Annotated in this window: 15 protein-coding genes; 12 read left to right on the plus strand and 3 right to left on the minus strand. The window is 63.8% G+C overall.

The genetic code is table 11. The annotated features are described in order from the left end of the window. From FCU66_RS11885 to purU, 11 genes are all read left to right on the plus strand, one after another. Positions 1–1,062, plus strand: a complete 1,062-nt coding sequence (locus tag FCU66_RS11885; RefSeq protein ID WP_136621418.1) for an ABC transporter ATP-binding protein — start codon at positions 1–3, stop codon at positions 1,060–1,062. A gap of 35 nt (positions 1,063–1,097) precedes the next feature. Then, positions 1,098–2,195 carry a Gfo/Idh/MocA family protein gene (locus FCU66_RS11890; protein ID WP_136621417.1) on the plus strand — a complete coding sequence of 366 codons (1,098 nt, stop codon included), beginning with the start codon at positions 1,098–1,100 and terminating at the stop codon, positions 2,193–2,195. 26 nt (positions 2,196–2,221) lie between these two features. Continuing rightward, on the plus strand, positions 2,222–3,136 hold the full coding sequence (locus FCU66_RS11895; protein ID WP_136621416.1) for a sugar phosphate isomerase/epimerase family protein: 915 nt from the start codon (positions 2,222–2,224) through the stop codon (positions 3,134–3,136). A 57-nt stretch (positions 3,137–3,193) separates the two neighbouring features. After that, a complete protein-coding gene (locus FCU66_RS11900; protein ID WP_136621415.1) occupies positions 3,194–4,138 on the plus strand; it encodes a sugar ABC transporter substrate-binding protein in 945 nt (314 codons plus the stop codon). An 82-nt stretch (positions 4,139–4,220) separates the two neighbouring features. Beyond that, positions 4,221–5,201, plus strand: coding sequence for an ABC transporter permease (locus tag FCU66_RS11905; RefSeq protein ID WP_246093867.1), 981 nt, complete (start codon positions 4,221–4,223; stop codon positions 5,199–5,201). After that, positions 5,198–5,980: an ATP-binding cassette domain-containing protein gene (locus FCU66_RS11910; RefSeq protein WP_168992133.1), complete on the plus strand. Its 783-nt coding sequence runs from the start codon at positions 5,198–5,200 to the stop codon at positions 5,978–5,980. Before FCU66_RS11905 ends, FCU66_RS11910 begins: the two co-directional genes overlap by 4 nt. 16 nt (positions 5,981–5,996) lie before the next feature. Then, complete coding sequence (locus FCU66_RS11915) at positions 5,997–7,178, plus strand: aldose 1-epimerase family protein (protein WP_136621412.1); 1,182 nt, start codon at positions 5,997–5,999, stop codon at positions 7,176–7,178. A gap of 49 nt (positions 7,179–7,227) precedes the next feature. Beyond that, on the plus strand, positions 7,228–8,310 hold the full coding sequence (locus tag FCU66_RS11920) for a fatty acid desaturase family protein (RefSeq protein WP_246093868.1): 1,083 nt from the start codon (positions 7,228–7,230) through the stop codon (positions 8,308–8,310). Positions 8,311–8,327: 17 nt separating this feature from the next. Further along, positions 8,328–8,642: a MocE family 2Fe-2S type ferredoxin gene (locus tag FCU66_RS11925; protein WP_136621410.1), complete on the plus strand. Its 315-nt coding sequence runs from the start codon at positions 8,328–8,330 to the stop codon at positions 8,640–8,642. A 35-nt stretch (positions 8,643–8,677) separates the two neighbouring features. Continuing rightward, positions 8,678–9,478, plus strand: coding sequence for a 3-methyl-2-oxobutanoate hydroxymethyltransferase (locus FCU66_RS11930; protein ID WP_136621409.1), 801 nt, complete (start codon positions 8,678–8,680; stop codon positions 9,476–9,478). Continuing rightward, positions 9,475–10,356 carry a formyltetrahydrofolate deformylase gene (purU, locus tag FCU66_RS11935; protein ID WP_136621408.1) on the plus strand — a complete coding sequence of 294 codons (882 nt, stop codon included), beginning with the start codon at positions 9,475–9,477 and terminating at the stop codon, positions 10,354–10,356. The genes FCU66_RS11930 and purU overlap by 4 nt, the downstream gene beginning before the upstream one ends. A gap of 9 nt (positions 10,357–10,365) precedes the next feature. On the opposite strand, the gene FCU66_RS11940 is transcribed toward purU, so the two are convergent. Both FCU66_RS11940 and FCU66_RS11945 read right to left on the minus strand, forming a co-directional pair. Beyond that, positions 10,366–11,847 carry an HAL/PAL/TAL family ammonia-lyase gene (locus tag FCU66_RS11940; protein WP_136621407.1) on the minus strand — a complete coding sequence of 494 codons (1,482 nt, stop codon included), beginning with the start codon at positions 11,845–11,847 and terminating at the stop codon, positions 10,366–10,368. Further along, on the minus strand, positions 11,844–12,845 hold the full coding sequence (locus FCU66_RS11945) for an ornithine cyclodeaminase family protein (RefSeq protein ID WP_136621406.1): 1,002 nt from the start codon (positions 12,843–12,845) through the stop codon (positions 11,844–11,846). Before FCU66_RS11945 ends, FCU66_RS11940 begins: the two co-directional genes overlap by 4 nt. 137 nt (positions 12,846–12,982) lie before the next feature. Between FCU66_RS11945 and FCU66_RS11950 the strand changes: the two genes are divergently transcribed. Next, positions 12,983–14,416 (plus strand): DHA2 family efflux MFS transporter permease subunit, encoded by a 1,434-nt coding sequence (locus FCU66_RS11950; RefSeq protein ID WP_136621405.1) that lies wholly within the window; start codon positions 12,983–12,985, stop codon positions 14,414–14,416. A 66-nt stretch (positions 14,417–14,482) separates the two neighbouring features. Here the strand turns inward: FCU66_RS11950 and FCU66_RS41655 are convergent. Beyond that, positions 14,483–14,671: hypothetical protein (locus FCU66_RS41655; RefSeq protein ID WP_210239720.1), on the minus strand; the 189-nt coding region annotated here is incomplete at its 5' end.

Raw genomic sequence — 14,671 nt, forward strand, 5'->3', positions numbered from 1 at the left:
ATGGCCGATATAGTCTTCCGCAATGTGAGCAAGCGCTACGGCAAGACACTGGCTGTCGACGATGCCTCGTTTACGGTCAATGACAACGAGTTCTTCTGCTTCTTCGGGCCGCCGTTGTCGGGCAAGTCGACAATCCTGCGCCTGGTGCTGGGGCTGGAGACGCCTGATGCCGGAGAGATCCTGATCGGCGGCAGACCGGTCAACACCGTGTCGCCGGCCGAGCGCAACGTGGCGATGGTGTTCCAGAACCTGGCGCTGTTTCCGCATATGAGCGCGCTCGACAATGTCCGCTTTCCTCTGGTCGAACGGCGGGTCGCCGAAGTCGAGATCAAAAGGCGGGTCGCCGACGTCGCGGCGAAGCTGCATATCGGCCACATCCTGCACAAGCCGCCGGGACAGCTTTCGGGCGGCGAGCGGCAGCGTGTGGCGATTGCGCGTGCCTTGGTGCGCGATCCCAACGCCTATCTGATGGACGATCCGATCTCGGCGCTTGACGCCAGGCTGCGCGAAGAAACGCGCGTCGAGCTGAAGCGCATCCAGCGCGAGCTCGGCAAGACGCTGATCTATGTCACGCATGACCAGGAAGAGGCGATGTCGGTTGCCGATCGCATCGCCATCCTGGAGGATGGCAGGATCAGGCAGATCGGCGCGCCGGCCGAGATCTATGACCGTCCGGCCAGCACCTATGTGGCGCGGCTGCTCGGCTCGCCGATGATGAACATCCTTCGATCTGTGCCCGGCGAGGGTGGCGTCGAGGCGGCGGAAGGCACGATCCGCATTGCCGACAAGGCTGCCCCCGCCGACGCCGTGGAGATCGGGCTGAGGCCGGAAGATATCAAGGTCGGACCGTGGGCGGATGGGGGCTCGGGCCGCCCGGCGCGGGTGTTCGAGGTCGAGCCGCTTGGCGGCTACACCGTGGTGACGCTCGCTGCCGGGCAGGCGCGGCTGAAGGCATTGCTGCGCGGCCAGCCCGACATCCGGCCGGACGCCATGGTGGCGATATCCTGCGAGCCGGCCCGCGTGCATTATTTCGGACAGAGCGGGGGAGCGCTGGCACGATGACGGCGGCCGCAAGAAACGAGCTTCGGGAGGAACATATGGCGAGCAAAGGCTTCGAGCCGGACGTGAAGGTCCGCACGAAGGAATACAGGATCGGCTGTGTCGGCGCCGGCATGATCATGGCCGAGTGCCATCTCGCCGCCTACAGGCAAGCCGGCTTCCCGGTGGTGGCGATCGCTTCGCGCACCAGGGCCAGCGCCGAGAAGGTGGCGGCGCGCTGGGCCATCCCGACCGTCCACGACACGCCCGAAAAGCTGATCGAGGATACGAATGTCGAGATCATCGACCTTGCCTTTCCGCCCGACCAGCAGCCGGCGCTGATTCGTCACGCGCTGAAGCAGAAGCACATCAAGGCGATCCTGGCGCAGAAGCCATTGGCCTTGTCGGTCGACGAAGCGGTCAAGCTACGCGACGAGGCGGCAAGGGCCGGCAAGATCCTCTCGGTCAACCAGAACATGCGCTACGACCAGTCGATGCGCGTCTTGAAGCAGATCATGGACAGCGGCGCGCTGGGCGACATCGTCTTCGCGCAGATCGACATGCACGCCATACCGCACTGGCAGAGCTTCCTCGAGGATTACGACCGGCTGACGCTCGCCAATATGAGCGTGCACCATCTCGACGTGCTGCGCTTCCTGTTCGGCGATCCCGACGAGATCACCACGCTGACGCGCAAGGACCCGCGCACGAAATTCGACCATTCCGACGGCATCACGGTGTCGACGCTGCGCTTCCCGTCCGGCGTGCTCGCCGTGTCGCTGGAGGATGTCTGGTCCGGTCCGCGCAAGGACGGCTACAAGGACGACCAGCACATCAACTGGCGCGTCGACGGCACCAAGGGCGTCGCCAAGGGCACCATCGGCTGGCCGACGGGTGCTGCCTCGACGCTGACCTATGCGTCGGCCGAGACGACCGGCGGCGAGTGGGTCAGCCCAAGCTGGGACACGATGTGGTTTCCGCATGCCTTTATCGGCGTGATGGAACAGCTGCAGCACGCGGTGAAGACCGGCACACCGCCGGCACTGTCGGTCGCCGACAACGTCAAGACGATGGCGCTGGTCGAGGCGGGCTACCGCTCGATCGACGAAGGCCGCACGGTCAAGCTTTCCGAAATCTCGACAACTTCAATCAACTGAATCGCTTACAGGGAGGAATTCACACCATGATGCAGGCAGGTATTTTCACGGGCTATTTCCCGTACGGTCTCGAAGAGACGGCGAAGAAGATCCGCGGGCTCGGTTTCAACACGGTGCAGCTCGACCTGCATTTCAAGGATCTCGACCTCTCGGCCGGGCAGATCACGAAGGACAAGGCCAAGAAGGTGCGCGACGTCTTCCGCGACCACAATCTGCCGGTCTGCTGTGTGTCGGGCTACACCAACATCATCCATCCGGACAAGGCCGAGCGCGACAAGCGCGTCGGCTACTTGAAGGAGATCATCCGCAACGCCCGCCATTTCGGCTCGCCTTACGTGATCTCGGAAACCGGCACCTACAACACCGAATCCGACTGGGTGCATCACCCCAAGAACAAGACCGAGGAAGGGTTCGAAGAATGCCGCAAGGTGATATCAGACCTTGCCCAGACAGCCTATGACCACGGCGCGGTCTTCCTGCTCGAGACCTATGTCAACAACGTCGTCGGCTCGGTCGAAGAGACGGTCAAGATGTTCGCGCAGGTCGACCATCCCGGCCTCGGCCTGCTGATGGATCCGACCAATTATTTCGAGACGCACAACATCGACAAGATGGACCAGATCCTGAACCAGGTGTTCGACACGCTGACCGACAAGATCAGAATAGCGCACGCCAAGGACGTCAAGCGTTCGGGCGGCGACAAGTCCGAGAAGCACGCTGATATTGGCGATGAGGACGCGCTGGAGAGCCACACGTTCCGCGGCGTCGGTGAGATCGAGCTGCCGGCACCGGGCCTCGGCTCGCTGAATTACGACCTCTATCTCCAGCGGCTGGCGCAGAAGCATCCGAACATCCCGGTCATCATCGAGCATCTCTCGGAAGACGACGTGCCGCGCGCCAAGAAGTTCCTCGACGGGAAGTTCAGCGCCAACGGTCTGTGACGGTCACTGCGCGCCGTCGGTTCGCGGCGGCGCGGCCCAAAAGCAAGGGAGGAAAGAATGTTGAAATTCGCATTGAAACTGGCAACTGCCGCAACTCTGCTCGCCGGCGTTTCGTTGAGCGCGCCGGCGCTGGCGCAGGATGGCCAGAAGACCTTCTACCTGCTGTCGCATGGCGGTCCGTCGGATGCGTTCTGGCTGGACTGGAATGCTGGCGCCACCAAGGCCTGCGACCAGCTCAAGGTGACCTGCAAGATCTCCTTCAGCGGCGGCGACATGGCGGCGCAGAAGGAAGCTTTCAACTCGGCGCTTGCCGCCAAGCCTGATGGCATCGCCACCACCTCGGCGCAGCCCGGCCTGTGGACCGAGGAGGTCAAGGCGGCCAAGGCAGCCGGCATCCCGATCGTGTTCTTCAACACCGACGATCCGGCGACCGGACGACAGGCCTATGTCGGTGCCGATCTCAAGGAGGCCGGCGTCATCTGGGCCAAGTATCTCGTCGACCACAAGATGGTGAAGCAGGGCGACAAGGTGTTCCTGCCGGTGGAGGTGCCTGGCGCCAGCTACCAGCAGCTGGAGACCGAGGGCATCGCCAGTGTGTTCGATCCGCTCGGCATCAAATATGATGTGGTCGATTGCGGCACCGATCCGGCCGGCATCATCGCCAAGATGACCGACTATATGGTCGCCAACAATCCGCCGGCGATCATCGCGCTCGGCGATTCCGTGGCGGCCAGCGTCAAGCGGGTGTTCGACGGCGCCGGCGTGCCGGCCGGCAAGATCCCGGTCGTCGGCTGGGGCAATTCCAAGGAGACCGCGGAAGCCGTCAAATCCGGCTTCGTCAACGCGGCCGCCTGGCAGTTCCCGTCGGCGCAAGGCTTCATGCCGGTGGCGCTGCTTGGGCTCGCCGCCTCGGGCGAGCCGATCGGCTACGACATCCACACGTTCAGCCTCTACGACGCCTCGAGCGTCGAACCGATCCTGAAGCTCTACAACACGAAGTGAAAACCGATGCCCGCGGCGCAGGCCGCGGGCGTCTCTTCAAAGCATGGTTCAAGCAGTCATGACGATCGCCGCAGAAGACGAAATGCCTGTCGGGAAACGCAGATCGAGCCTCCTGCGCTCGCCGCAATTCTCTTCGCTCGTCATCCTCATTGTCCTCCTTGCGGTGTTCGCCATCGCCGACGCCAATTTCCTGTCGCCGCTCAACATCTCCAACATGATGGCGTTCCTGCCTGAGCTCGGCATCATCGCGCTCGGCATGACGCTGCTTTTGACGGCGGGCGAGTTCGACCTGTCGGTCGGCGCCGTGTTCGGGCTGGCGCCGGTGGTGGTCATGCTTCTGGTGCAGAATGGCGAAGCAAGCATCGGCGTGGCGCTGTTGGCCGGGCTTCTGCTGTGCGTCGCGATCGGCGCGATCAACGGGCTGATCGTCACCAAGATCGGCATTTCGTCCTTTCTGGTCACACTGTCGATGCTGCTCGTCGTGCGCGGGGCAGCGCTCTACATCACGCAGGGCTTTCCGCTGAAATCCTGGGACCAGCCGGGCTTCTTCGTCACGCTGCTGGCCGGCAGCTTCAATGTCGGCTCGTTCCGGTTCTACACCTCGCTGTGGTGGTTCATCGGCCTGTCGCTGCTGGCGATCTATGTGCTGCGCTATGCCAAGCTCGGCAACTGGATCAGCGCCATCGGCTCCAACCGCAACGCGGCGGTGGCGCGCGGCGTCCCGGCGGACGCCGTCAAGGTGTGGCTGTTCATCCTGACTTCGGTCCTGGCGGGGCTGGCCGGCATGATCAGCGCCTTCCGCATCTCGGCAGCTTCACCGGTGGCCGGTACCGGCTACGAACTTGAAGTGATTGCCATGGTGGTGGTCGGCGGCACGGCGCTGACCGGCGGGCGCGGCACGATCCTGGGCACCATCGTCGGTGCGCTGATGCTGCGCGCCATCCGCAACGGCATCGTGCTGATCGGCGTGCCTGGCCTGGCCTACAACATCTTCGTCGGCGTCATCATCTTGGCCATGCTCATCCTGCACGCTCTGCTGCAGAAGAACGCCGCAAGGGGCTGATCATGGAAGTGCTGCGGCTGCAGAACCTGCAAAAATCCTTCGGCAGCGTGCGCGCGCTGAAGAACGCATCCTTCGCCCTCAACGAGGGCGAGGTGGTGGCCTTGCTCGGCGACAATGGCGCCGGCAAGTCGACGCTGATCAAGGCGATCTCGGGCGTGTTTCCCATCGACCGTGGCGACATCTATGTGCGCGGCGAGAAGGTTTCGATCCGCTCGACCCGTGACGCGATGGACCTCGGCATCGAGACCATCCACCAGGACACGTCGCTGGCGCCGGATCTCAGCATTGCGCGCAATCTGTTTCTCGGCCGCGAACCGGTCAAGCTGAAATGGCTGGGCGTGTTCGCGCCGCTCGATCTCGCCAAATTGCGCGGTGCGGCATCGGCGCTGTTGAAGCGCGTCGGCATCTCGAAAAAACTCGATGCCGATGCGCTGGTCTCGACGCTGTCGGGCGGCGAACGCCAATCGATCGCGATTTCGCGCGCCATGCAGTTCGCCGCCAAGGTCATCATCCTCGACGAGCCAACCAACAATCTCGGCGTCGAGGAAACCCATGGCGTGCTGCGCTTCGTCAAGGAGGTGCGTGACGCCGGTCATTCCGTGCTTCTGATCACCCACAACATCCATCACGTGTTCCAGGTCGCCGACCGCATCATCGTCATGCGACGTGGCGAGATCGTCGCCGAGCAGACGGTTGCCGATACCGATCTTCTGACCGTGGAAAGCATCATCACCGGCGCCGACATGTCGGCCCTGCTGAAAGAGACGAGAGCGAAGTGAAGAAGTTGGCCGTCACATGGTAGAACTTTACGGCAAGACGCTTTCGCGCCGGCAGGTATCGGAACGCTCGGGCATGCTGTCGCAATTCGCCGGCGTGCGGCTGATGACGCTTGGCGACGGGGTGGAACGCGGCATCCGCATGCTGGAGTTCCGCACCGGCTCGGGCCTGCGCTTCACCGCGCTGGTCGACCGGGCACTCGACATCGCCGATTGCGACTTCAAGGGCCAGGCGATCGGCTGGCATTCGCCGAGCGGCTTTCGTAATCCCGGCCTGCATGACTACGAAGGCGAGCAAGGCCTGGGCTGGGCGCGCTCCTTTTCCGGCCTGCTTGTCACCTGCGGCCTCGACCACATACTGGGGCGGGAAGAGGTGCCGGCCGACAGCTACAATTACCCGGGCAGGAAGACCGTGATCCATTCGCTGCACGGCCGCGTCGGCACCATTCCGGCACGGCTGACCGGTTATGGCGAGGCCTGGGACGGTGATCGCTGCGTGCTGTGGGCCGAAGGCATCGTCCAGCAGTCGGCTGTGTTCGGCGAGGACCTTCATCTCATCCGCCGCATCGAGGCCGATGTCGGTGGCAACGAGATCCGGCTGTCGGACCGCGTCGTCAATCACGGCTTCAACCGCACGCCGCATATGTATTTCTACCACATCAATGTCGGCCATCCCTTGCTCGATGAGGGTTCGCGCTATCTGGCGCCGATCCGGGATGTCGTCTGGGCCGGGCATGACGGCGAGCGTTACCAGGTGCAGAAGGTGGGCTACCGTACCGTGCCGGCGCCGCGACTGGGTTTCAGCGAGCAGGTCTGGCAGCACGAAATGGTGGCGGACGTCAATGGCGAGGTGCCTGTGGCAGTGGTCAACGATCAGCTCGGGCTCGGCTTCGAAGTGGTGACGCGCAAGCACCAGCTGCCTTGCGCCTATCAATGGCAGAATTTCCAGGCGGGGCAGTATGCGTTGGGCATAGAGCCCTCGACGCATCATGTGCTCGGCAATCTCGCGGCGCGTGAGCGTGGCGAGATGATCTGGCTGGAGCACGACGAAAGCCGTTCTTACGACGCGGTGTTCCGGGTGCTCGACGGCGCCGGCGCGATCGCCGCGGCTGAAGAGAGGATCGCTTCGATCGCCAGGCAACCGCAACAGGATTATCCTGCGCCATCGGGAAATTTTCCCGGATTGGCGGACAGGACATGATGCGAAACGAATGCTCCGGCTGGCGGGCCGGAAATCGGAGGTCGGTGTGATGGAGAAAAAGCGCGACTACAGCCTGGTCGGCGAAAGCACGCGCATCGCGATCGAGACGGGACTGGCCTCGGCCGAGTGGTACCACACCGACGTCGCGCGCAAGGCGATGAAGGAATTGATGCAGCGCTCCGACGGGCCGGCGATCCGCGACACGATCATCTGGATCGTTGCCATACTGGGTTCCGCCGCCGGCATCATCTGGTTCTGGGGTACGTGGTGGGTGGTGCCGTTCCTGCTCGTCTATGGTGTGCTCTACGGCTCGTCCAGCGACTCGCGCTGGCACGAATGCGGCCATGGAACCGCCTTCCGCACCCGCAGGATGAACGACGTCGTCTACCAGATCGCCAGCTTCATGCTGATGCGCAATCCGGTGACCTGGCGCTGGAGCCATGCCCGCCACCACACCGACACGATCATCGTCGGCCGCGACGCCGAGATCGCCGTGATGCGTCCGCCGGACCTGCTGCGCGCCGCACTCGCATTCACCGGCGTCCTCGATTTCCGCTACTCGCTGCCGACACTGGTGCGCAATGCGTTCGGGAAAATCTCGCCCGACGAGAAGAGTTTCATCCCCGAGATGGAGCTGCGCAAGGTGGTCACCGCCGCGCGCTGGCATGTCGCCATCTATGTCGCGGCAATCGTGCTGGCGCTGTATTTGTGGTCGTTCCTGCCGCTGGTGCTGATCGGCCTGCCGCGCCTCTATGGCAGCTGGCACATGGTGCTGACCGGCCTGCTGCAGCATATCGGCCTGGCCGACAATGTCACCGACCACCGGCTGAACACGCGCACCGTCTACATGAACCCGATCAGCCGCTTCATCTATTGGAACATGAACTACCATGTCGAACATCACATGTTCCCGATGGTGCCCTATCACGCGCTGCCGAGGCTGCACGAACTGATCAAGCACGATCTGCCGGAGCCCAATCCGTCGATGTGGCATGCCTATCGCGAGGTCTGGCCGGTGCTCATCAAGCAGCTCCGGTACGAGGATTATTTCCTCAAGCGCGAGCTGCCGCCGACAGCGCGGCCGTACCGGGACGAGTTCCACGCGCTGACCGTCCCGGCGGCGGCGGAATAGAGTTGCAGGAGAGACAAATGGCCGGTTGGGTCGAGGCGTGTGGCGTCGATGATGTCGAGGAAGAGGACGTCATCCGCTTCGACCATGGCGGCCGCACCTTTGCCATCTATCGCAGCCCGGATGACGAGTACTTCGCCACCGACGGGTACTGCACGCATGAGAAGGCGCATCTTGCCGATGGGCTGGTGATGGACGACATCATCGAATGCCCCAAGCACAATGGCCGCTTCAACTACAAGACTGGTGTCGCCAAAGGCGCGCCGGTATGCGTCAATCTCGCGACCTATCCCGTGAAGGTCGAGGCTGGCAAAGTGATGATCCAGATCGGCTGACCTGCCGTAGCATGTGACAGAGGGGAACCCATTCGATGAGCCGAAAAAGACCGACCGTCGCGGATTTGCGCGCCATGAAGGGCAAGCGCCAGCTGACCATGCTGCGCGTGCTGACGATGGGCGAGGCAGAGGCCGCCGAGCGGGCAGGGGTCGACATCGTCTCGGTGCCGCCCGAACTGGTGCTCAACCCGCAATACCGCGACGCAGCGCCCAGCCTGTTCACCATGCCGGGCGACAATTTCTACGAGATCGGCACATCAGACGATTTCCTGCGCTGGGCCTTCCGGCTCTACAGGGCCGGCGCCGACGCGGTCTATTGCAGCGCCGGCTACGCCACAATCAAGCGGATGGCCGATGACAATATCCCGGTGATCGGCCATGTCGGGCTGATCCCGTCGCGCGCCACCTGGACCGGTGGCTTCAAGGCGGTCGGCAAGACCGCTGACACCGCCATGGAGGTCTTCGCGGCGGTAAAGCAGCTGGAGGCCGCCGGCGCCATCGGCGCCGAGATCGAGGTGGTGCCGGTCGAGGTGGCCAAGGCGATTTCGGAGCGGACATCGCTGATCATGCTGTCGATGGGGGCGGGCACCGGCTGCGACGCGCAATATCTGTTCGCCGACGACATCCTCGGCCAGAACCGTGGCCATATGCCCCGCCATTCCAAGGTCTATCGCAATTTTGCCGCTGAATATGATCGCCTGCAAGCGGAACGCATCGCCGCTTTTTCCGAATATGTTGCGGACGTCAACAGTCTGGCCTATCCCGAAGACAAGCATGTGGTGCATATGGAACCGGCTGAGCTTAGCCTGTTCATGAAGAGGGTCGACGGGGCGTGAAATCTCAAGGCAATGATGCGACGGGCGAGGCCGCGCCGGTTCATATTCTTACCCTTTCCTGCGAGGACCGACCGGGGATCGTCGCCGCGGTCACGGCGGAGCTTGCCGCGAACGGCGCCAACATCGCCGAAAGCAGCCAGTTCTGGGACCGGCAGACCAATCGCTTTTTCATGCGGATCGCCTTCATCAGCCCGCCAGGCTCGACCAAGGACAGTCTGGAACGGGCCCTGAAATCAAGCGTCGATCGCTTCGGCATGAAGACCGCGCTGGTCGATCAGGGCCGCCGCCCGAAGATCATCGTCATGGTCTCCAAGTTCGATCACGCGCTTCTCCATCTGTTGTACCAGATCAGGGTCGGCTGGCTGAACGCGGAGGTTGCCGCCGTCGTCTCCAACCACGAGGATGCCCGCCGCTTCGCCGAGATGGAGGGCATTGCCTACCACCATTGGCCGACCACCAGGGAAAACAAGGCCGAACAGGAACAGAAGCTGCTGGACCTGGTGCAGCGGACGGGGGCCGAACTGGTCATCCTGGCGCGCTACATGCAGGTCTTTTCGAAAGGCCTGTCGGACCGGCTGTTCGGACGGGCGATCAACATCCACCATTCCTTCCTGCCGAGCTTCAAGGGCGCCAAGCCCTACCACCAGGCCTTCGACCGCGGCGTCAAGCTGATCGGTGCGACGGCGCATTACGTCACCTCCGACCTCGACGAGGGCCCGATCATCGATCAGGAGACCGAACGCGTCACCCATACGATGAGCGCCGAGGACTTCGTCGCCGTCGGGCGCGACATCGAAAGCCGGGTGCTGGCGCGCGCCGTCAAGTTGCATCTTGAAGCCCGCGTCATGCTCAACGGCCACAAGACCGTCGTCTTCTGAGAAGCTGCGTCAGGCCGGCCAGCTGCCGCCGGCGAGCGCGGCGTAAAGCGCCTCTGCGTCGATGCCGAGCGGCCGGTCTTCCTTCAGGGCAGGGACCAGCGCGCGTATTGCCGTATGAACAGCGGCGGTGCGTGGAGCCAGGGCGAGCCCGTCGCGCAGGTCGACTGCCTGTGCGGCGGCCATAAATTCGAAGGCGATCAGCCGCCGCCACAGCACGATCATCCCGGCGCATTTCGCGACCGCGAGAGGTGTCTGCGTGGCGTGGTCCTCGACGCCTTCCGACACGGGCAGGAAGTCGAGCATGACCGGATTGGCCTTGTGCCGGATGGCGGCCAGGATCGATGTCACCGTCTTCTGCAACGGCACGAAGCCGGCCGAAGCGCCGCCGATCGGGGACAGATATTTCGGCAGGCGGTTGCGGCCCGAGCCGGTGAGCTGGATGAAGCGTGCAGCACTGGCCGCGGCACATTGGGCGATCGCCAGGCCGAGCGTCTCGAAGGCGAGCGCCAGCGACGCGGTGTGGAAATTGCCAGTCGACAGCACCAGCTCGTCGTCGCCGAGCACCAGCGGGTTGTCGGCGGCGGCGTTCAGTTCGATCTCGACAGCCTGTCTGGCCTGACTGATCGCCTCGATCAGCGCGCCATGGATCGATGGCATGCAGCGGATCGACAGTGGATCCTGCAAGGTGGTCGGCGCCGGCGCTTCGTCGCGGGCCAAGAGATCGTGCAGCACCTTGGCGGCCTCCTGCTGGCCGGCCGCAGGACGCGCCATATGCAGGCGCGGGTCGAGGATGGTGCGGTTGGCACCAAAACCTTCCATGGTCAGAGCCCCGGCCTGCTGTTGCTGGGCAAGGGCGGATAGCGCATCCGTCACCGCAAGCGCGCCGCCGCCGGCGGACACCGCCGAAGCGTTGATCAGCGAAAGCCCGTCCTTGGGCGCCAGGCTGATGGGGGCGAGACGCGCCATCATCAGCGCCTTGGCCGCCGGCATGCGACGGCCCTGATAGTCTGCTTCGCCTTCGCCGGTGAGCATGCGGGCGAGTGCCGTCATCAACACCAGATCACCGGCGCCGATCGAGCCGAGCGACGGCATGACGGGATGGACGCCGGCATTGAGCGCGTCGACCAAAGTGACAAACACGGAAGGCGAAAGGCCGGAGCCTGCGGCTGACAGCATTGCCGCGCGGGCGACCATGGTTGCGCGCACGGCATCAACCGGCAGCGCTTCGCCGACCGCGCCGCTGCGCCCTTCCAGCAACTGGCGCTGGAAGGTGCTGGCGTCGCCTTCCACTGACGTGCCGAGATTGGCGCCGAGCCCGGTGTTCAGGCCATAGATCTGCTGGCCGGAAGAGGCGGCCTGGTCGAGCACTTTTCGTGCCTTCTCCAGCCTGCCGATGACATCGGGTCCGATTTCCACCTTGCGCGCCTCGCGCGCGACCGCAGCGACATCGCTAACGCCGACGCCGGTTCCGGTGAGAACGAGCGCGCTCATGCGAAGCGCAGCCTCTGGCCGATGCCTTGCGCCTGCGCCTTGGCCAGCATCGCCTTGCCCAGTGCAATGTCGGACAGCGACAGGCCACGATGCCAGAACAGGATCGTTTCGCCGTCGCTTTCGCGCCCGGCCTTGAGACCGGCGGCGATCTGGCCGAGTTCGGCATGCAGCGTCTTCTCGCTCAGCCGCCCGGTCTCGACATGGGCGCGCAGCGAGCCGAACTTGCCGCCCTTGCATTGGCCCCAATCGTCGACGACCATCTTCTGCATGATGTCGGTCAGCGACAGTTCCACCGCGCTCATCGTGCCATAGGGCACGACCAGCGCGCCGGGCTTGATCCATTCGGTTTTCAGCAATGGCTGCGGCTCCGGCAGCCGCGAGGCCTCGACGACAATGTCGGCGCCCTCGATGCAGCTTTTCCAGTCGGCCACCGCCGTCACCGTCTTGCCGAGATCGGCGGAGAGTTTTGCGGCAAAACCGTCGCGGCTTTCCGGGCGGCGCGAATGGACGCGGATCTCGTCGAAGTCGAAGAGATGGTCGAGCAAGCGCACGTTCCAGTAGGCGGTGCCGCGCGCACCGATATGGGCCAGCACCTTGGAATTCTTCCGCGCCAGATGTTTGGCGCCGATGGCGGTGACGGCGCCGGTGCGCATGTCGGTGATGACGGTGGCGTCGAGGATGGCGCGCGGCGTGCCGGTACGCGGGTCGAACAGATTGAGGATGCCGAATTCGGAAGGCAGGCCATGCAGATAGTTGTCGACATAGTCGCCGACGATCTTGACGCCGGCGGTGTCGAGCGGCGCGACGTAGCCGCGCAAGACATTGAAATGACCGTGGAAGGACGGGTCCGGCTCGAGATGGACGCGCGGCTCGATCACCGTCTGGCCGTTGCCTTGCGCCACCAGGCCAGCCTCGACGGCGGCGATGATTTCAGCATCGGTCATGGCCAGGGCATCGATGTCGAGGGCATTGAGGTAGTCGATATAGATGGGCTTCATTTTACGCGTACACTTTCCTCGGCCACCCCGTTCATCCCATAGCAGGCCATGACTCGACACGAAAGTTTCGCGACACGAAAGTTTGTTGCGCTATCTCTGGACGCGGCCGGCCAAATGCTGTTCAAACCGGTTCCGTCATGACTGCCATTCCCGAGACCGAAACCTTACCCGAAACGGCCACCAATGCGCGGCGCGTGGCGCTGATCGTCGCCATCGCCTTCTTCATGCAGTTGCTGGATTCGACGATCATCTCGACCTCGCTGCCGCAGATGGGTGAGTCCTTCGGCGTGTCGGCGGTGGCGATGAGCATCGGCATCACCGTCTACATGCTGACCATGGCGGTGTTCGTGCCGCTGTCGGGCTGGCTTGCCGACCGGTTCGGGGCGCGCAACGTCTTCCTGCTGGCGATCGTCCTGTTCACTTTGGCTTCGCTTGCCTGCGGCTTCTCGCAAAACCTGACCCAGTTCGTCGCAGCACGTGTCGTGCAAGGGCTGGGCAGCGCGCTGATGACACCGGTCGGGCGCATCCTCGTCTTGCGCAATGCGTCGAAGTCCGAGCTGCTCAACGCCACCGCGCTGATCACCTGGCCGGCGCTGTTTGCGCCGGTGGTCGGGCCGGTGCTCGGCGGTTTCATCACCACCACTCTGTCCTGGCACTGGAATTTCTTCATCAACATCCCGCTCGGCGTGATCGGACTGGCGCTGGTCGCCCGCTTCATTCCGGGCGACCGCGAGGCCGATCCCAAGCCGCTCGACTGGCCGGGTTTTTTCCTGACATCGGCGGGACTTGCCTTGCTGCTCTATGGCCTCGAACGCATCGCTCATCCGGAGGACGGCGTGCTGTCGACGGTGCTGCTGATCGTAGCCGGCATCGTCATCGGCTGGCTGGCGGTGCGGCATCTCAGGCGCGCGCCGCATCCGCTGCTCGATCTCTCCTCGTTCAGGGTGCTGACCTTCGCCATCTCGACACTTGCCGCCGGCACCATTTTCCGGGTGGCGATCAACGCCACGCCATTCCTGTTGCCGCTGCTGTTCCAGGTCGGCTTTGGTTTGAGCCCCGTCGATGCCGGCATGATGATTCTTGCCTATTTCCTCGGCAATCTCGGCATGAAGACGGTGACGACGCCGACGCTGCGCCGCTTCGGCTTCCGGTCGGTGCTGGTCGTCAACGGCCTGATCGCCTCGGCGGCGATCATGGCCTGCGCTGCGATCTCGCCGCAGACGCCGCAAGCGCTGGTGGTGGCGCTGATGCTGATCGCCGGCCTGTCGCGCTCGATGCAGTTCACCGCCCTCAACACGCTGGCCTTCGCCGACATCGATGCGGCGCAACGCAGCTCGGCGGCGACGCTGTCCTCCATGCTGCAGCAGGTGGCGATGCTGTTCGGCGTCGCGGTGGCGGCGGCGATCCTCAATCTGTCGCAGATCGCCAGGGACCGGCCTGCTCTCGACCTCGTTGATTTTCGAATCGCCTTCGTGGCGATCGGCGCCATCGGGCTGGTGGCGGCGTTGCGTTTTCTCGCGCTGCCGCCGGGTGCGGGCGCCGAGGTTTCCGGCCACGCGCCGGAGAATTGAGATCGATTTTTTCCGCTAGATGCGGAGATAAATTCCGTCTTGTGCTTTCGTCTTGAAGCAGAGCTTTCACTGGCAGCCGCGATAGTGGAACCGATTGCCAAAAATGCAGGCTTTTCCATGCATTGCGCCAGCTTCGGCAATCGATGCGTCCACTCGCTGAATATCGGCGCCAGCCCGGGTTCTGAACGCGGATTCATTTGACGAACCGGCGCTGAGCCGATTAGCTTTCTTCCCAGGGATGGCAGCGCTGCCATC

Origin of the sequence: Mesorhizobium norvegicum (assembly GCF_004919685.1) — a bacterium.
GTDB lineage: Bacteria > Pseudomonadota > Alphaproteobacteria > Rhizobiales > Rhizobiaceae > Mesorhizobium > Mesorhizobium norvegicum.